General features: G+C 70.7%; 17 protein-coding genes. 11 read left to right on the plus strand and 6 right to left on the minus strand.

Annotated features, from left to right (window positions below):
- Window positions 1-38: 38 nt before the first annotated feature.
- Window positions 39-980 (minus strand): hypothetical protein, encoded by a 942-nt coding sequence (locus AB0L71_RS17610; RefSeq protein WP_365243471.1) that lies wholly within the window; start codon window positions 978-980, stop codon window positions 39-41.
- Between the two features lie 322 nt (window positions 981-1302).
- Between AB0L71_RS17610 and purN the strand changes: the two genes are divergently transcribed.
- A complete protein-coding gene (gene purN, locus AB0L71_RS17615) occupies window positions 1303-1959 on the plus strand; it encodes a phosphoribosylglycinamide formyltransferase (RefSeq protein WP_365243473.1) in 657 nt (218 codons plus the stop codon).
- Complete coding sequence (gene purH, locus AB0L71_RS17620; protein WP_365243475.1) at window positions 1946-3499, plus strand: bifunctional phosphoribosylaminoimidazolecarboxamide formyltransferase/IMP cyclohydrolase; 1554 nt, start codon at window positions 1946-1948, stop codon at window positions 3497-3499. The genes purN and purH overlap by 14 nt, the downstream gene beginning before the upstream one ends.
- Before the next feature lie 66 nt (window positions 3500-3565).
- Here the strand turns inward: purH and AB0L71_RS17625 are convergent, their stop codons facing one another.
- Complete coding sequence (locus AB0L71_RS17625) at window positions 3566-4318, minus strand: RDD family protein (RefSeq protein ID WP_365243477.1); 753 nt, start codon at window positions 4316-4318, stop codon at window positions 3566-3568.
- Between the two features lie 226 nt (window positions 4319-4544).
- On the opposite strand from AB0L71_RS17625, the gene AB0L71_RS17630 reads away from it, so the two are divergent.
- From AB0L71_RS17630 to AB0L71_RS17645, 4 genes are all read left to right on the plus strand, one after another.
- Complete coding sequence (locus AB0L71_RS17630) at window positions 4545-5417, plus strand: bifunctional methylenetetrahydrofolate dehydrogenase/methenyltetrahydrofolate cyclohydrolase (RefSeq protein WP_365243479.1); 873 nt, start codon at window positions 4545-4547, stop codon at window positions 5415-5417.
- A gap of 20 nt (window positions 5418-5437) precedes the next feature.
- Window positions 5438-6202: a DUF3017 domain-containing protein gene (locus AB0L71_RS17635; protein ID WP_365243481.1), complete on the plus strand. Its 765-nt coding sequence runs from the start codon at window positions 5438-5440 to the stop codon at window positions 6200-6202.
- Between the two features lie 425 nt (window positions 6203-6627).
- On the plus strand, window positions 6628-7095 hold the full coding sequence (locus tag AB0L71_RS17640) for a helix-turn-helix transcriptional regulator (RefSeq protein ID WP_365243483.1): 468 nt from the start codon (window positions 6628-6630) through the stop codon (window positions 7093-7095).
- Window positions 7096-7359: 264 nt separating this feature from the next.
- Window positions 7360-8349, plus strand: coding sequence for a malate dehydrogenase (locus AB0L71_RS17645; protein WP_365243485.1), 990 nt, complete (start codon window positions 7360-7362; stop codon window positions 8347-8349).
- Between the two features lie 88 nt (window positions 8350-8437).
- On the opposite strand, the gene AB0L71_RS17650 is transcribed toward AB0L71_RS17645, so the two are convergent.
- Complete coding sequence (locus AB0L71_RS17650) at window positions 8438-8950, minus strand: carboxymuconolactone decarboxylase family protein (RefSeq protein ID WP_365243487.1); 513 nt, start codon at window positions 8948-8950, stop codon at window positions 8438-8440.
- 47 nt (window positions 8951-8997) lie between these two features.
- On the opposite strand from AB0L71_RS17650, the gene AB0L71_RS17655 reads away from it, so the two are divergent.
- From AB0L71_RS17655 to AB0L71_RS17665, 3 genes are all read left to right on the plus strand, one after another.
- Complete coding sequence (locus AB0L71_RS17655; protein WP_365243489.1) at window positions 8998-10401, plus strand: PLP-dependent aminotransferase family protein; 1404 nt, start codon at window positions 8998-9000, stop codon at window positions 10399-10401.
- A 174-nt stretch (window positions 10402-10575) separates the two neighbouring features.
- A complete protein-coding gene (locus tag AB0L71_RS17660) occupies window positions 10576-10851 on the plus strand; it encodes a hypothetical protein (RefSeq protein WP_365243491.1) in 276 nt (91 codons plus the stop codon).
- Window positions 10852-10857: 6 nt separating this feature from the next.
- Window positions 10858-12057, plus strand: a complete 1200-nt coding sequence (locus AB0L71_RS17665) for a glutathionylspermidine synthase family protein (protein WP_365243493.1) — start codon at window positions 10858-10860, stop codon at window positions 12055-12057.
- 23 nt (window positions 12058-12080) lie between these two features.
- On the opposite strand, the gene rocD is transcribed toward AB0L71_RS17665, so the two are convergent.
- On the minus strand, window positions 12081-13286 hold the full coding sequence (rocD, locus tag AB0L71_RS17670; protein WP_365243495.1) for an ornithine--oxo-acid transaminase: 1206 nt from the start codon (window positions 13284-13286) through the stop codon (window positions 12081-12083).
- A gap of 236 nt (window positions 13287-13522) precedes the next feature.
- Here rocD and trpS point away from each other — a divergent pair, with 236 nt between their 5' ends.
- Complete coding sequence (gene trpS, locus AB0L71_RS17675; RefSeq protein WP_365243496.1) at window positions 13523-14536, plus strand: tryptophan--tRNA ligase; 1014 nt, start codon at window positions 13523-13525, stop codon at window positions 14534-14536.
- A gap of 128 nt (window positions 14537-14664) precedes the next feature.
- Entirely contained in the window at window positions 14665-15252 is a 588-nt protein-coding gene (locus tag AB0L71_RS17680; RefSeq protein ID WP_365243498.1) for a 2'-5' RNA ligase family protein, read from the plus strand.
- Between the two features lie 15 nt (window positions 15253-15267).
- Here AB0L71_RS17680 and AB0L71_RS17685 read toward each other — a convergent pair whose 3' ends face one another.
- Both AB0L71_RS17685 and AB0L71_RS17690 read right to left on the minus strand, forming a co-directional pair.
- Window positions 15268-16068, minus strand: a complete 801-nt coding sequence (locus AB0L71_RS17685; protein WP_365243500.1) for a decaprenylphospho-beta-D-erythro-pentofuranosid-2-ulose 2-reductase — start codon at window positions 16066-16068, stop codon at window positions 15268-15270.
- Window positions 16069-16159: 91 nt separating this feature from the next.
- Window positions 16160-17509 carry an FAD-binding oxidoreductase gene (locus AB0L71_RS17690; RefSeq protein WP_365243501.1) on the minus strand — a complete coding sequence of 450 codons (1350 nt, stop codon included), beginning with the start codon at window positions 17507-17509 and terminating at the stop codon, window positions 16160-16162.
- Window positions 17510-17650: the final 141 nt, after the last annotated feature.

A 17650-nucleotide genomic window follows, 5' to 3' on the forward strand; every position in this document is an offset into this window, starting at 1 on the left:
CCGCGCGTCCGCCGGGGCGTGACGCGGCAGTGCGTGCGTCAGTGCTTGACGCCGAAGAAGGGCTCCAGTGGCTTCGGAAGCAGGTCGTTGCACGCCAGCTGGCCGGACTTGGTCAGGGCGTCGTTCACGCAGGTGTAGTAGTCGCGGAAGACGAGCTGCACCGTGAATGTCATCGCGACGATCGAGAGGGCGAGCAGCGCCGCGACCAGGCCGCTGACCGCGGCCGTGGTCTGCTGCCTGCGGTAGCCCGGAGCGATGGGGGCACCCGGCGGGGACACCGGAACGTGCCCCGAACCGGAGCCCTGGAGAGGGCCGCCGGCCGGTGTGCCGGAAGCCGGGGCCGGCCCGGGAGCTGTGGCGGCGCCACCCGGCGTGGCCGCCTCCTTCGGCTTCGCCCGGAGCGAGCTGATCGACCAGTACACGGCGAGCGCGCCGAGCAGCAGGGCGATCTCGGGGAAGTCGAAGAGAGCGAAGAAGAACGCCCACATACCGCAGAGCAGCGCATAGCGTGCACGACGCTGGGCGGGGTCGGTCGGGTCCCAGCGCGGTCCGCCGGAACCGCCGCCCCCGGGGCCGCCCTGGCCCTGCGGCCCGCCGGGGCCTCCGGGCCGGCCGCCGAAGCCGCCGCTCTGGCGGCCGGGCTGACGGCTGCTCCACTGGCCGCCCCAGACGGGCCGGTCGTCGGAGGAACCGCCCTCGGGCGTTCCCTCGCCCTCGCCCCGGCCGCCGCCGTTCCCCTGTCCGTCGCCGCCGTTGCCGGCGTTCGACGGATGGCGGGGCTGCCAGAGCTGGTCCGGCCGGCCCTCGGGCGGAGCGGCGAACGGGTTGTCGTCCGCGGCGCCCGACGGCCCCGTGGACCCGGAGGGCGAGGAGGAGGGGGAAGAGGACGAGCCCGTGGGGGACCGGCGTTCCCGCATCAGAGGCGAGGTCCGCTCGGGCAGCGGGTGGCGGAAGGCGGTGTGGCGGCGTCGGTCCGGCATGTGGTGAACGTCTTCCCCATCTCGTCATGTCCGCCCTGCGGACGGTTCCCTGTACGCAGACGCTACCTCCCGGTCAGGAGGGGCCGAAAGCGGGGAGCGCGGCGCAGGTGGCCGCAAACGTTCGCCCCGGGCCTGTTCCGTGTCGTGCGACGGTCGGTCTGCCGGGCTGTCACCCCCGTCCCGTGGGGGGCCCACATGGTGCCGGTATCGTTGCTGGCGGTCGAATCGTTCGTAGAGTTCCCCGTATCGCGGGGCTCGATTCTTTCGTACGACCATACAAACCAGCGTTGCTCTGCTCCACCACGCGAGAAAGGGCCCAGCCGTGGCCTCCCCGCCCCCTTCCGTCGCCCCGGTCCGCCTGGTCGTCCTGGTCTCCGGATCCGGTACGAATCTTCAGGCGCTGCTCGACGCCATCGGTGACGACCCCGAGAGCTTCGGCGCCGAGATCGTCGCGGTCGGCGCCGACCGGCCCGGCATCGTCGGTCTGGAACGGGCGGAGCGTGCCGGGCTGCCGACCTTCGTCTGCAGGGTCAAGGACCATGCCACCCGCGAGGAGTGGGACGCGGCACTCGCGGCCGCGACGGCCGAGCACCGCCCGGACCTCGTGGTCTCCGCGGGGTTCATGAAGATCGTGGGCAAGGAGTTCCTCGCCCGGTTCGGGGGCCGGTTCATCAACACGCACCCCGCCCTGCTGCCCAGCTTTCCCGGTGCCCACGGGGTGCGTGACGCACTCGCGTACGGCGTGAAGGTCACCGGGTGCACCGTCCACTTCGTCGACGACGGCGTCGACACCGGCCCGATCATCGCGCAGGGCGTGGTCGAGGTGGCCGAAGAGGACACGGCGGAGGGTGAAGCCGCTCTCCACGAACGCATCAAGGAAGTCGAGCGCAAGCTGCTCGTCGAGGCCGTGGGGCGGCTCGCCCGCGACGGCTATCGCATTGAGGGACGAAAGGTTCATCTCGGTCATGTCGGTGAATAAGCCCATCCGCCGCGCCCTGATCAGTGTCTACGACAAGACGGGGCTCGAGGACCTCGCCCGTGGTCTGCACGAGGCGGGCGTCGAACTCGTCTCCACCGGCTCCACCGCCGGAAGGATCGCCGCCGCCGGGGTCCCCGTCACCAAGGTCGAGGAGCTCACCGGATTTCCCGAGTGCCTCGACGGCCGCGTCAAGACGCTGCACCCCCGCGTCCACGCCGGCATCCTCGCCGACCTGCGTCTGGACGCCCACCGCGAGCAGCTCGCCGAGCTGGGTGTCGAGCCCTTCGACCTCGTCGTCGTCAACCTGTACCCGTTCAAGGAGACCGTCGCCTCCGGCGCCTCCGCCGACGAGTGCGTGGAGCAGATCGACATCGGCGGCCCGTCCATGGTCCGCGCCGCCGCGAAGAACCACCCCTCCGTGGCCGTCGTCACCAGCCCGCAGCGGTACGCCGACGTCCTCGACGCGGTCAGCGCGGGCGGCTTCGACCTGACCGCCCGCAAGCGGCTGGCCGCCGAGGCGTTCCAGCACACCGCCGCCTACGACGTGGCCGTGGCCTCCTGGTTCGCCGACGACTACGCCGCCGCCGACGACTCGGGCTTCCCCGACTTCTTCGGTACGACGTACGAGCGCAAGAACGTCCTGCGGTACGGCGAGAACCCGCACCAGCCCGCCGCGCTCTACACCGCCGGCTCCGGCGGCCTGGCCGAGGCGGAGCAGCTGCACGGCAAGGAGATGTCGTACAACAACTACACCGACACCGACGCCGCGCGCCGGGCCGCGTACGACCACGCCGAGCCGTGCGTCGCGATCATCAAGCACGCCAACCCGTGCGGCATCGCGATCGCCGACGACGTCGCCGAGGCGCACCGCAACGCGCACGCCTGTGACCCGCTGTCGGCCTTCGGTGGTGTCATCGCCGTCAACCGTCCGGTGACGGTCGCCATGGCCGAGCAGGTCGCGGAGATCTTCACCGAGGTCATCGTCGCCCCGGCCTACGAGGACGGCGCGGTCGAGGTGCTGGCCCGCAAGAAGAACATCCGCGTGCTGCGCTGCCCCGACGCCCCGACCGCCCCGGTCGAGGTCAAGCCGATCGACGGCGGCGCGCTGCTCCAGGTCACCGACCGCCTCCAGGCGGAGGGCGACGACCCGGCCAACTGGACCCTCGCCACCGGTGAGGCCCTGTCCGAGGACGAGCTGAAGGAGCTCGCCTTCGCGTGGAAGGCCTGCCGCGCGGTCAAGTCCAACGCGATCCTGCTCGCCAAGGACGGCGCCTCGGTCGGCGTCGGCATGGGCCAGGTCAACCGGGTCGACTCCGCGAAGCTGGCCGTCGAGCGGGCCGGTGAGGAGCGCGCACGGGGTTCGTACGCCGCCTCCGACGCGTTCTTCCCGTTCCCGGACGGACTGGAGATCCTGACCGCGGCGGGCGTCAAGGCCGTGGCCCAGCCGGGCGGTTCGGTCCGCGACGAGCTGGTCGTCGAGGCCGCGCGGAAGGCCGGCGTGACGATGTACTTCACGGGGACGCGGCACTTCTTCCACTGACGGTTCCCCTGCGCGAAGAGCCGGAACTCCGTGTGGAGTTCCGGCTCTTCGTGGTGTGCGCGCAGGTTACTTCTTGATCACCAGGGTGCCGGCGGCGCGGTCGTGCCAGCCCTGCAGCTTCCCGGAGTTGTCGAAGAACGGCGACAGGTAGACGAGGACCGCGCCGATGTAGCAGAGGAACGCGCCGACGATCGGGATGATGTAGCGGATGAAGCCGGCGCCGATACCCGGGTTCTGGCCGGTGTTCTCCTTCACGACCCGCAGGCCGACGGCGAGCTTGCCCACGGTCGCGCCGACGAACGAGATCATCAGCCACTCGTAGAGCAGCGAGAAGCCGGCGATCACCGCGATCCAGGTGAACATCACGGCGATGAAGCCGGTGCTGGCGTCGTCCACGCACGCGTTGTAGTCGGCCGCGTTGACGTCGCAGTCCTGGGCGATGCCCACCGCGCCGGCCAGACCGATCCCCATGATGATGCTGAGGATCACGCCGATGACCGCGCTGTCGATGGCGCGAGCACCGAGGCGGCGCCCCATCGAGGCGATCTGGACGGTACCCAGGGCCGGGATGTTGATGTACCCGTTGTTGGCCTGGAGCGTGCCCGGTGCCTGCTGCGGATAGCCGTACCCGTAACCGGGCTGGCCCTGGGGCGGCACCCCCTGCTGCGGGTAGCCGTAACCGGGCTGGCCCTGCTGCGGGGGTACGCCCGGCGCCTGCTGCGGGTAGCCGTAGCCGGGCTGGCCCTGCGGCGGCTGGCCGGGCTGGCCCTGCGGCGGCTGACCGTAGGGGTTGTTCGGGTTCGGGTCGCCGAAGCTCATCTTGGCGTTCCTCCAACGTGCGTGCGGGGACGAGTACGGCCGCACGGAGGAAAGAGAACATCAGTGATCCGCCCCCCGGTACTACTGCGGCACTGCGCTCAACATCGTGATAAGTGGGATGTAAATTTGTCCAGCCGTTATGGATGGCTGTTGCCCAAGTGCAACGTCGCGGCCACTGCGGGCACCCAGAATTGGTATGCGGGCGGTGATCCGCGAGTATGGGGACATGACTGCCCAGATTCTCGATGGCAAGGCCACCGCAGCCGCGATCAAGTCCGATCTGACCGTCCGCGTGGCGGCCCTCAAGGCACAGGGCATCACCCCTGGCCTGGGAACCCTGCTGGTCGGGGACGACCCGGGCAGCCGTTGGTACGTGAACGGCAAGCACCGTGACTGCGCACAGGTCGGCATCGGCTCCATCCAGCGCGAACTCCCCGACACCGCCACCCAGGAGGAGATCGAGGACGTCGTACGGGAGCTCAACGACAACCCCGAGTGCACCGGTTACATCGTGCAGCTCCCGCTCCCCAAGGGGATCGACACCAACCGTGTCCTGGAACTGATGGACCCGGCCAAGGACGCCGACGGTCTCCACCCGATGAACCTCGGCCGGCTCGTGCTGAACGAGACGGGTCCGCTGCCCTGCACCCCGCAGGGCGTCGTCCAGCTGCTCCGCCACCACGACGTGGAGATCAACGGCGCGCACGTCGTGGTCGTCGGCCGCGGTGTCACCATCGGCCGCTCGATCCCACTGCTGCTGACCCGTAAGTCCGAGAACGCCACCGTCACCCAGTGCCACACCGGTACCCGTGACCTCTCCGCCCACCTCAGGCAGGCCGACATCATCGTGGCCGCCGCCGGAGTGCCGCACATCATCAAGCCCGAGGACGTGAAGCCCGGCGCGGCCGTGCTCGACGTCGGCGTCAGCCGGGACGAGAACGGCAAGATCGTCGGGGACGTCCACCCGGGTGTGGCCGAGGTCGCCGCCTGGATCTCCCCGAACCCGGGCGGTGTCGGCCCGATGACCCGCGCCCAGCTGCTCGTCAACGTGGTCGAGGCGGCCGAGCGCACCGCAGCCGACGCCGTTCGAGCCGACTGACCCGATCCGGAAGGAACCCCATGGGTGCTGGTACGAGCCCGGCCGACCCGGCTGCCGAGGCGGACCGGACGTCTCCGGAGGCGCCGTCGGACGTGCCCGTCTCCGGTACGGGCGCGGCGGATGCGGCTGAGGCCGCGCGGGATCGGGCCGAGGCCGGTGAGGCGGCCGGGGCCGGTGCGGACGCCGCCGGTACGGACGCCGGGGCGGACCCCGAAGCGGACGCCGCCGAGAGTTCCGGCGAGAACCCCGCCGAGAACTCAGACGTCGAGAACTCAGGCGTCGGGAACGAGGAAGCGGACACCCGCCCGGGGACGTCTGCGGACGCGGCCGCCGCTGCCACCGGCCCCGGCGGCGGCGCACCGGCCGAGGCCCCGCGCGGCACTTCACGTCCGTCGCGGAGGTTTTCGTCGATCACCCGGGGCACCGCCCGTCCCGAGGGCGGTGGCCGGGCCGCGTCCGGGGACGCGCCCGCCCCGGCGCGGCAGTGGCCGCTGCTCGCCGTGCTCTGCACGGCCGGGATCGGGCTGCTGATCGTGGCGGTCGATCCCTTCGCGGAGGCCTTCAGGGTCGGCACGATGGTGATCGGGGCGGCGCTCATCGGCGGTGCCGTACTGCGGGTCATGATCCCGTCGGTGGGCATGCTGGCGGTCCGTTCCCGCTTCACCGACCTGGTGACCTACGGGGTGCTCGGCGTCCTCATCGTGATGCTCGCACTCGTGGCGCAGCCCGAGCCGTGGCTCGACATTCCGTTCCTGGAACACGCGGTCCACTTCACGATCCGCTGAGACCCGATCCGCTGAGACCCGTCCGCGCAGCCGTGGCCGTGGCCCTGTGCCACGTCCACGGCCACGTCGTTCGAGGGGTGTCCGTCCCCTCCCCCGAAAAGGGACGGACCCCCGGGCAGGAGCCGTCGGAGCGCAGAATGCTCCGGAATGCGGCGAGTCGAACGGCCTTGCCCCTGCCGTGACTTCAGCCTCGTGGACGCGGTGGGCCGGTACAAGGGAGCCCTGTGGCCTGTGGCCTGGAAGTGACCATTCCGCCATGGTGTGAACGTGGTGTCACGGTGACATCGGGGGGCGTGTGCGCCCGCGCCGGGAGTCCCGAACACCCCTGTGCGCCCCGCCGTGAGGAACAGTCGTCCTGCGCTCGCGCGGACTCCTGGGTAGTCCGGAACAGGAACGGAAGACTCGGATCTGGGCAGGGAGAAGCAATGCCTCGGTGGAAGCCGCTGTCGGACGAACTCGATCCGCAGATCAGGGAGTTCGCCGGCCGGTTGCGCACACTCGTCGACGGCGGAGGGATGAGTGTCGCCGCGGTGGCCGACCGCACGGGGTACAGCAGGACGTCGTGGGAGCGCTATCTGAGCGGGCGCCTGCTCGCACCCAGAGGGGCGATCATCGCTCTCGCCGAGGCGACGGGTACCGATCAGACGCATCTGACGACCCTGTGGGAGGTGGCGGAGCGGGCATGGAGCCGTTCCGAGATGCGTCCGGAGACGGAGCTGGAGCCGGCCAGGATCTCCCGGGCGCGCGCCGCGCTCCCGCCGGTGCCGCAGCCGTCGCCGCGGGCGGGCCGCCCGGCCGGTGGCCGCACCCGGCCGGCCGTGTTCCTCGCGGGAACGGCGGGAGCACTGCTCGTGCTGGCCGCGGTGGTGCTGCTGACCGCGGGGGTGCGGTGACGACGGTGCCGACGACCGGGGTGAACCGCCGCCACTGGGCAGCCCGGTCCCCGCGACCCGCGACCCGCGACCCGCGTCCGGTGTCGGTCCGTACGGCCGGGTGAGCGCTCTGTGACGGATTGTGCGGGGTGCCACAGGGGGGTGGGCGGGCAGGGCAATGCCCGTCGGATAGCCTGAACACCGGATATCTCTTCACATCAAGATTCAGGGATGTCCAGCACCAGGGGCAGGTTCCCCACCGCCAGCTGTCTAACGGAGATCGCCATGACCCGCACTCCCGTGAATGTCACCGTGACCGGCGCGGCCGGCCAGATCGGCTACGCGCTGCTCTTCCGCATCGCCTCCGGCCACCTGCTCGGCCCGGACGTGCCGGTCAACCTGCGCCTCCTGGAGATCCCGCAGGGCCTGAAGGCCGCCGAGGGCACCGCGATGGAGCTCGACGACTGCGCCTTCCCGCTGCTGCGCGGCATCGAGATCACCGACGACGCCAACAAGGCGTTCGACGGTGCCAACGTCGCCCTGCTCGTCGGCGCCCGCCCGCGTACCAAGGGCATGGAGCGCGGTGACCTGCTCTCCGCCAACGGTGGCATCTTCAAGCCGCAGGGCAAGGCCATCAACGACAACGCCGCGGACGACATCAAGGTCCTCGTCGTCGGCAACCCGGCCAACACCAACGCCCTCATCGCACAGGCCGCCGCCCCGGACGTACCGGCCGAGCGCTTCACCGCGATGACCCGCCTCGACCACAACCGCGCGATCTCGCAGCTGGCCGCCAAGACCGGTGCCGCCGTCTCCGACATCAAGAAGCTGACGATCTGGGGCAACCACTCGGCGACCCAGTACCCGGACATCTTCCACGCGGAGATCGCCGGCAAGAACGCCGCCGAGGTCGTCAACGACCAGGCGTGGCTGGCCGACACCTTCATCCCGACCGTCGCCAAGCGCGGCGCCGCGATCATCGAGGCGCGTGGCGCGTCCTCGGCCGCTTCCGCCGCCAACGCCGCCATCGACCACGTGTACACCTGGGTCAACGGCACCGCCGAGGGCAACTGGACCTCGATGGGTATCCCGTCGGACGGCTCCTACGGCGTGCCCGAGGGCCTCATCTCGTCCTTCCCGGTCACCACGAAGGATGGAAAGTACGAGATCGTCCAGGGCCTGGACATCAACGAGTTCTCCCGTGCGCGCATCGACGCGTCGGTGCAGGAGCTCACCGAGGAGCGCGACGCCGTTCGCGAGCTCGGCCTGATCTGATCCGTACGCCGCCGAGGCGTACCGCAGCCGCCCCCACCGGCCTCGCCGGTGGGGGCGGCTGTGTCATGAGGTCTCCCGGGCGTGCCGGTCAGTGCTTGATGTCGCCCGGCCTGTAGTGGCCGGGGACCATGCGGGTGGTCACGGCGAACCGGTTCCAGGCGTTGATCGTGTTGATCGCGGCGACGAGGTGGACGAGCTCGGTCTCGTCGAAGTGCTTGGCGGCCTTCTCCCACACCTCGTCCGGCACGAAGCCGTCGGTCAGCACGGTCACCGCCTCGGTCAGCTCGATGGCCGCGATCTCCTTGGGGGTGTAGAAGTGCCGCGACTCCTCCCAGGCGCTGAGCTGGACGATCCGCTCGATGGACTCGCCCGCCGCGAGCGCGTCCTTGGTGTGCATGTCGAGGCAGAACGCGCAGTGGTTGAGCTGCGAGGCACGGATCTTCACCAGCTCGCCGATGACCGGGTCGAGGCCCCTGCGGGAGGCCGCGTCGAGCCGGACCATGGCCTTGTACACGTCGGGCGCGAGCTCGGCCCAGCGCGTGCGAGGAGTGTGTTCGGGGTGGAGTTCCGAGGTCGGGCGGCTGTGCTCGTGGGTGGTCATGGAGACGACGTTACGTGCGGGATGGCACAGGGGTATGGTCCATTTCCGTGAAGGATTCCTGGGCCACTTTCGGCGCCGACCTGCATCTCGAAAGGGCGGGTGCGGCAGGAGTGCGGGCCGGTCTCGTGGATGCCCTGCGCGACGCCGTACGCACGGGGCGGCTGGCACCGGGCACCCGGCTTCCGTCCTCCCGCGGCCTCGCCGCCGACCTCGGTATCGCCCGCAACACCGTCGCCGACGCCTACGCGGAACTGGTCGCCGAGGGGTGGCTCACCGCCCGGCAGGGTTCGGGGACCAGGGTCGCGCAGCGGGCCGAGCCGCGCAGGGTGGCCCCGAGGGCGGCGAGGGCCCGGCCGGTCCGCTCCCGACCCGTCCACAACCTGCTGCCCGGATCGCCCGACCTCGCGTCGTTTCCCCGCGCCGACTGGCTCAAGGCAGCCCGCCGCGCCCTGACCGATGCGCCGAACGACGCCTTCGGGTACGGAGATCCGCGCGGGCGCATCGAGCTGCGCACCGTACTCGCCGACTACCTGGCCCGTGCCCGGGGCGTGTACGCGAACCCGGAACGGATCGTGGTCTGCGCCGGTTTCGTGCAGGCGCTGAAGCTGATGGGGGCGGTGCTGCGCGGGCGGCGCGTGCGGGAGGTGGCCGTCGAGTCGTACGGACTGGACATCCACTGGAACCTGCTCGCGGACGCCGGCCTGCGCATGCCCTGTCTGCCGGTCGACGGACTCGGGGCCCGGACCGGTGACCTGGCCGGGCTGCACGGCGTGGGCGCGGTCCTGATGACGCCCGCGCATCAGTTCCCGACGGGCGTGCCGCTCCATCCCGACCGGCGGGCCGCGGCGGTCGACTGGGCGCGCGCCACGGGTGGGCTGATTCTGGAGGACGACTACGACGGCGAGTTCCGCTACGACCGGCAGCCGGTCGGCGCGCTCCAGGGTCTCGACCCCGAACACGTCGTGCACCTGGGGACGACGAGCAAGTCGCTGGCGCCGGGGCTGCGGCTGGGGTGGCTGGTGCTGCCGGAGAACCTGGTGGGGGAGGTGACCGAGGCCAAGGGGCTGAGCGACTGGTCGTCGAGCGCGCTGGAGCAGCTGACCCTGGCGGAGTTCATTGCCTCGGGCGCGTATGACCGGCACGTCCGCGCCATGCGGCTGCGCTATCGGCGCCGCAGGGACCAACTGGTCGAGACCCTCGCGGAACGGGCACCTGAGGTCCGGGTCAGCGGCATCGCTGCCGGCCTGCATGCCGTCCTCGAACTCCCCGAGGGCAGCGAGGCGTCCGCGATGCGTGCGGCGGCGTGGCAGGACCTCGCGCTGGAAGGCCTCTCGCGCTTCCGGCACCCGGATGCCGGACCGGGGCGCGACGCGTTGGTCATCGGGTACGGGACGCCGACCGACAGCGCCTGGGCGGGCGCGCTGGAGGCGCTGGTGCGGGTGCTTTCCTGAGGTCGGGAACGCGGGAACCGCTCCGGCCCGTGGTCGGGTACGCCCGGCGCAGGCAGCCCCGGGACGTGTTCGGCGCATCCGCTTCCCGCCACCGTCGGCAGCCCTTTAATCTGACTACCGGCCGGCGCCGAGTGGGCGCAGTGGCTTGATCTGTACACCGGGGGAGACGGAAGCATGGCCCTACGCAAGCTGAGATCGAGCACGGTCGTGCTCGGTGGCATGGGGGTGCTCGCGGCGATGATCACCTCCTGTGGTTCGGAACCGGACAAGCGGTGCGTCGACCCGCAGACCCGGAGCAAGCTGCCGAGTTACGAGTGCAAGAACGACAGCGGCAAGGGGGCGTACTACTACGGCGGCACCAGCAAGAACGGCAAGGTGCAGGGCGGCAGCTTCGACAAGTCCGCGGTCGAGCGCGGCGGTTTCGGCTGCTCGGGCAGCAGCGGCGGCTGAGCCGGTATGGAGCGTCGCACCGCACGGCCGCGCCCCGGCTGGCAGCAGACGGTGGAGCGGCAGGGGCTGGTCTACCCGCTCACCCGCCATCCCGACGGATCGTTGCGTCCGTACTGGGACGAGAGTGCCTACTACGTCTTCTCGCTGCCCGAGGTCGAGGCGCTGGAGGACGTCGTCGAGGAACTGCACACGCTGTGTCTGGCCGCGGCCGCGCACATCGTGGAGCAGGACCGGTTCGCCGAACTCGGCATCACCGACCGCCGACTGGCCGGGCTCATCGCCCAGTCCTGGCGCCGACGTGACGAACTGCCCTATCTGTACGGCCGGTTCGACCTGCGCTACGACGGAACCGGCCCGGCGAAGATGCTGGAGTACAACGCGGACACCCCCACATCGCTGGTGGAGGCCGCGAGTGCTCAGTGGTTCTGGATGGAGGACTGCTTCCCGGCCGCCGACCAGTGGAACTCGCTGCACGAACGTCTCGTCGCCGCGTGGAAACGACAGGCCGCCCTGCTGCCGCCCGGACCGCTGCACTTCGCGCACTCCGAGGGCGACGAACTGGGCGAGGACCTGATGACGGTCGCCTACCTGCGGGAGACCGCCCAGCAGGCCGGCATCGACACACAGGCGCTCTCCGTGGAACAGATCGGCTGGGACCGGCTGACGGGGCGGTTCGTCGACGACCGGCTCCGCTTCATCCGCAGCTGCTTCAAGCTGTACCCGTGGGAGTGGCTGGCGACCGACCGCTTCGGACCGTACGTGCTGGACACCCTGGACAACGGCGGCGGCACCGGCAGCACCTGCTGGATCGAACCCGCCTGGAAGATGCTGCTCTCCAACAAGGCGCTGCTGGCGATCCTCTGGGAGCTCTTTCCCGGCCACCCGAACCTGCTCCCCTCCTACCTCGACGGCCCCCGTGAGCTCGCGGCGACGGACGGCGGACGTGGCGGCTCCGGCTATGTCGCCAAGCCGCTGCTCGGCCGTGAGGGGGCCGGGGTCACCCTCCACGAGCCGGGAAGCCCCGCGGTGCTGCGGGACGAGCCGTGCTGCTACCAGGAGCTGGCACCGCTTCCCGACTTCGACGGCAACCGGGTGGTGCTGGGTGCGTGGGTCGTCGAGGACGAGGCGGCCGGGCTCGGCATCCGGGAATCGGCGGGGCTGGTCACGGACGAGTACGCCCGCTTCCTGCCCCACGTGATCCTCTAGAACCCCCGGCCCGGTGCGGGGGCTCAGCCGCGCAGGACGCCCCGGATCTGCTCCAGCCCCCAGTCCAGGTCCTCCTTGCTGATCACCAGGGGCGGGGCGATCCGGATCGTCGAGCCATGGGTGTCCTTGACCAGCACCCCACGGGCCATCAGCTTCTCCGAGATCTCCCGGCCGGTGCCGCGGTGCGGCGCGATGTCGACACCCGCCCACAGTCCGCGGCCCCGTACCTCCTCCACCGCGCCCCCGCCCACCAGCAACCGCAGTTCCTGGTGGAGGTGTTCGCCCAGCTCGGTCGCCCGCTGCTGGAACTCGCCGGTCCGGAGCATCGCCATGACCTCCAGCGCCACCGCGCAGGCGAGGGGGTTGCCGCCGAACGTCGAACCGTGCTCACCGGGCCGGTACACCCCGAGGACCTCCTGCGACGACACCACTGCCGACACCGGCACCACACCACCGCCCAACGCCTTGCCGAGCACGTACATGTCCGGCACGACACCCTCGTGCTCACAGGCGAAGGTCTTCCCGGTCCGGCCCAGGCCCGACTGGACCTCGTCCGCGATGAACAGCACGTTCCGTTCCCGGGTGAGCTCCCGCACCCGGGGGAGGTAGCCGGGCGGCGGCACCAGCACCCCCGCCTCGCCCTGGATCGGCTCCAGCAGCACCGCCACGGTGTTCTCCGTCATGGCCTCCGCGAGCGCGGTCAGATCCCCGTACGGAACGATCTCGAAACCGGGCGTGTACGGACCGAAGTCCTCCCGCGCCTCCGGGTCGGTGGAGAAGCTGATGATCGTCGTCGTCCGGCCGTGGAAGTTGTTCGCGGCGACGATGATCTTCGCCATGCCGTCCGGGACACCCTTCACCCGGTAGCCCCACTTGCGGGCGGTCTTCACCGCGGTCTCCACGGCCTCCGCCCCGGTGTTCATGGGCAGCACCGTCTCCATGCCGCACAGGTCGGCGAGCTGCGTGCAGAAATCGGCGAACCGGTCGTGGTAGAAGGCGCGCGAGGTGAGGGTCACCCGCTCCAGCTGCGCCTTGGCCGCGTCGAGCAGGCGCCGGTTGCCATGGCCGAAATTGAGCGCCGAATATCCGGCGAGCATGTCCAGGTAGCGTCGGCCCTCGACATCGGTCATCCAGGCCCCGTCGGCCGAAGCGACGACGACGGGCAACGGGTGGTAGTTGTGCGCGCTGTGCGCCTCGGCGGAGGCGATGGCGGTTTCCGTGGTCGACACGGGGTCTCCGTTCGTCGTGCGGCGTGGGCGGAGGGTGGTGCCCACTTTGTATCGTCGGTCGGAACCCGGGCCAGGAAACCTTCGATTCACGGCGCGCCCGCGGATGCCGGTCCGCGTCCGGCCGCCGGCCCGGCCGTGTTCCTCGTCTCATCCGCGGCGGTGCGCGCCGCGGATGGCCGGGTCCCTTCCGTACCGGGCTGCCGGACAACGCTTCGGCACCTGAGACAATGGGTGCCATGGCCTCTGAACGCCCCCGCGTGCTCTCCGGAATCCAGCCCACCGCAGGCTCGTTCCACCTCGGCAACTACCTCGGCGCGGTCCGCCAGTGGGTGGCGCTGCAGGAATCCCACGACGCCTTCTACATGGTCGTGGACCTGCATGCGATCACCGTCCCGCAGGACCCCGCGCAGCTGCGTGCGAACACCCGGCTCGCCGCCGCCCAGCTTCTTGCCGCCGGTCTCGACCCGGAGCGCTGCACGCTCTTCGTGCAGAGCCATGTTCCCGAGCACGCCCAGCTCGGCTGGGTCATGAACTGCCTCACCGGCTTCGGCGAGGCGTCCCGCATGACGCAGTTCAAGGACAAGTCCGCCAGGCACGGTGCCGACCGCACCACGGTCGGTCTGTTCACGTACCCGATGCTGATGGTCGCCGACATCCTGCTGTACCAGGCCGACCAGGTCCCGGTCGGTGAGGACCAGCGCCAGCACCTGGAGCTGACCCGTAACCTCGCCGAGCGGTTCAACGGCACCTACGGCGACACCTTCACCGTGCCGGACCCGTACATCCTGAAGGAGACGGCGAAGATCTACGACCTTCAGGACCCGTCGGCGAAGATGAGCAAGTCCGCGCCCACGCCCAAGGGCCTGATCAACCTCCTCGACGAGCCGAAGGCCACCGCCAAGAAGGTCAAGAGCGCCGTCACCGACACGGACACGGTGATCCGCTTCGACCAGGTCGAGAAGCCCGGTGTCAGCAACCTCCTGACCATCTACTCCACGCTCACCGACACCGCTGTCGCGGATCTGGAGCAGAAGTACGAGGGCAAGGGCTACGGTGCGCTCAAGACCGACCTCGCCGAGGTCATGGTCGATTTCGTCACACCGTTCCGCACCCGCACCCAGGAGTATCTGGACGACCCGGAGACGCTGGACTCGATCCTGGCCAAGGGCGCAGAGAAGGCCCGTTCCGTCGCGGCCGAGACGCTGGCCCGGACGTACGACCGGATGGGCTTTCTGCCTGCGAAGCACTGAGTCCAAAGACCCTGGCGATTTCGCAGCCGCGGGCTCACACTGGCGAGAGAAGTCGGACGGGGGCGATGGCCGAAAAAGGGCCATCGACCGCCGTGGACCATGGACCACCGAGGATTGAGGAGAACGACGTGGGGACCGTAACGCTCGGCGTTTCGATCGCGGTCCCGGAGCCCTACGGCAGCCTGCTCCAGGAGCGGCGCGCGAGCTTCGGGGATCCTGCCGCCTACGGCATTCCCACCCACGTCACCCTCGTCCCGCCGACCGAGGCCGAGGCGGCCGACCTGCCGGCGATCCAGGCCCACCTCGCGCAGATCGCCGCGGGCAGCCGTCCCTTCCCGATGAGGCTGTCCGGCACCGGGACCTTCCGGCCGATCTCGCCGGTCGTCTTCGTCCAGGTCGTCGAGGGCGCCTCGGCGTGCGCGTGGCTGCAGAAGCGGGTCAGGGACGCCTCGGGACCGCTGGTACGCGAACTCCAGTTCCCGTACCACCCGCATGTGACCGTGGCGCACGACATCACCGAGCAGGCGATGGACCGGGCCTACAAGGAGCTCTCCGACTACGAGGCCGCCTGGACCTGCGCCTCCTTCGCCCTGTACGAGCAGGGCCCGGACAGCGTCTGGCGCAAGATCAACGAGTTCCCGTTCGATTCGGGGGACGGCGCGGCCGCCGTGCCCGCGCAGGGCTCCTCCATGGACGAGCCCTCGCTGCACCCCTGATCGGCGGCCGCGGAATCAGATCGGCAGGTGCCGGAACAACGGCCGTGGCACATGCCTCAGTGCCGACATCACCACACGCAGTGACCCCGGCACCCACACCGTCTCCGAACGCCGTCGCAGCCCCGCCACGATCGCCGCGGCGACCGCGTCCGGCGTCGTCGTGAGCGGCGGCGCCTCCAGTGGGGCGGTGGCGAGCCCGGCCGCGGTGAGCCGCGGCGTCGCCGCCCGGGCCGGCTTCTGAGGCCGTACGACACCGGGACGTACGGCCATCACATGTACCCCCGTGCCGTACAGCGCGTCTCCCAGCCCCTGCGTGAACGCGTCCAGGCCCGCCTTGCTGGACCCGTAGATGAAGTCGGCCCGGCGGACGCGTTCGCCCGCCACCGAGGACAGCACCACCAGCGAACCGTGCCCCTGCGCCTGAAGCGCGCCGGCGCACACCAGCCCGGCGGAGACGGCCCCCGTGTAGTTGGTCCCGGCGACCCTGACCGCGGAGAGCGGGTCCTCCTCGTCGTGTTCCTGGTCGCCCGCGATACCGAAGGCGAGGAGCACCATGTCGATGTCGCCCTCGGCGAAGATCTTGCCGAGGACGGTCTCATGGGACTCGGGGTCGAGGGCGTCGAAGTCGGCCGTCCGGACATCGGCGCCGCGGGTACGCAGTTCCGCGGCGGCCTCGTCGAGGGCGGGGGAGGGGCGGCCGGCCAGCCAGACCGTACGGGTCCGGTGGGCGATCAGCCGGCGCGCGGTGGCAAGAGCGATCTTTGACGTGCCACCGAGGACGAGCAGGGACTGCGGGGCACCGAAGGCGTCCTTCACGGAGACGCTCCTTGCAGAGGGAGATCGGACGGGAACGAGGGGAATCGGGCGAGAACGGGAGAAGCGGAGGGGCGGACCACCGCCCTGCCCGTCAGAGCGAGAGGCGGCGCGACAGGTCCGAACGGAACGCCCCGTTCGGGTCCAGCTCGGCGCGCAGTGACCGGAACGCGGCCAGCTGTGGATACATCGCGGCCAGCATCTGAGGCCGCAGCCGGGAGTCCTTCGCCAGGCAGACCCGTCCGCCGGCCTCCGCCACCTCCTCGTCCAGCGCGTCCAGGAAGCCGGCCAGGCCCGGCAGTGCGGCGGGCAGATCGAGAGCGAGTGCCCAGCCGGACATGGGAAAGGAGAGCCAGCCCGGGTCACCCTCGCCGAACCGTTGGAGCACGGCGAGGAACGACGGGCAGCGCCGCTGCGAGATCCGGTGCACGATCCGGCGCAGAGCCTCCTCCTGCCCGTGCCCGACGACGAACTGGTACCGCACGGACCCGCTGCGGCCATGGAACCGGTTCCAGGGCGGCAGGCGGTCCAACGGATGGAAGAACGCGGACAGTTGCTGGAGTTCGCCGAGGCGGTACCGAGGGGCCGTGCGGTAGCGGAACTCGTTGAGGAGGGCGGCGGAGGTGCGGCCGAACAGCCTGTCCGGTACGAGAGCGGGTGCGGCCGGCAGCTGTCCCGGACGGAACGCGAGGGGCGTGCGCCGGGCCTGCGCGGGCAGCGCGTCCGCGGGCACATGCTCCCCCCGGGTGAGTACGGCGCGGCCCGTCGCGCGGCCGCGGGCGAGGAGATCGACCCACGCCGCCGAGTAGCGGTAGCGGTGGTCCCCGGCCGAGAGCCTGGCCAGCAGGTCGTCCAGATCGACGGTCCGTTCGGTGTCCACCGACATCCAGGAGCTGGTGACGCGGTGGCAGCGGAGCGTGGCGGAGAGGATCACCCCCGTCAGACCCAGGCCGCCCGCGGTCGCGTCGAAGAGATCGGTGCCGGGCCGGACCGTCCGGATCTCGCCCTCGGCCGTCAGCAGTTCCAGTTCCTGGACGTGCCGGGAGAAGGAGCCGGAGACGTGGTGGTTGCGGCCGTGCAGATCGGTGGCGATCGCGCCGCCCACCGTGGCCTGCCGGGTGGCCGGTGCGACCGGGACGAACCAGCCGAGCGGCAGCAGGACCTCCGTCAACCGGTGCAGGCCGACCCCCGCGTCGCAGACCACCAGGCCGGTCCCGGCGTCGATGGTGCGGATCCGGTCCAGCGCGGTCATGTCGAGAACGGAGCCGCCCGCGTTCTGGGCGGCGTCGCCGTGGGCCCGGCCGAGGCCGCGGGCGATGGAACCGCGGGGCCCGCAGCCGCGCACCGTCGCAGCCGCCTCCTCGTACGTCCGGGGACGGAAGCGCAGCGCGGTCGTCGGGGAAGTACGGCCCCAGCCGGTCAGGGACACGGTGTCGACAGACATGGATGTGACCGTATCGCCCGACAAAACCCATTCGAGGGATTTGTTACAGCAGTCACCTGTATGGGTGATTGAAAAGGTTTCGATTCCTGCAGCAGGGCACGCGGCACCCGCATTTCTGCGCCCAGCAGGGTAGTCGTGGAT

It is taken from the genome of Streptomyces sp. NPDC052052, from assembly GCF_040680455.1.
Lineage (GTDB): Bacteria > Actinomycetota > Actinomycetes > Streptomycetales > Streptomycetaceae > Streptomyces.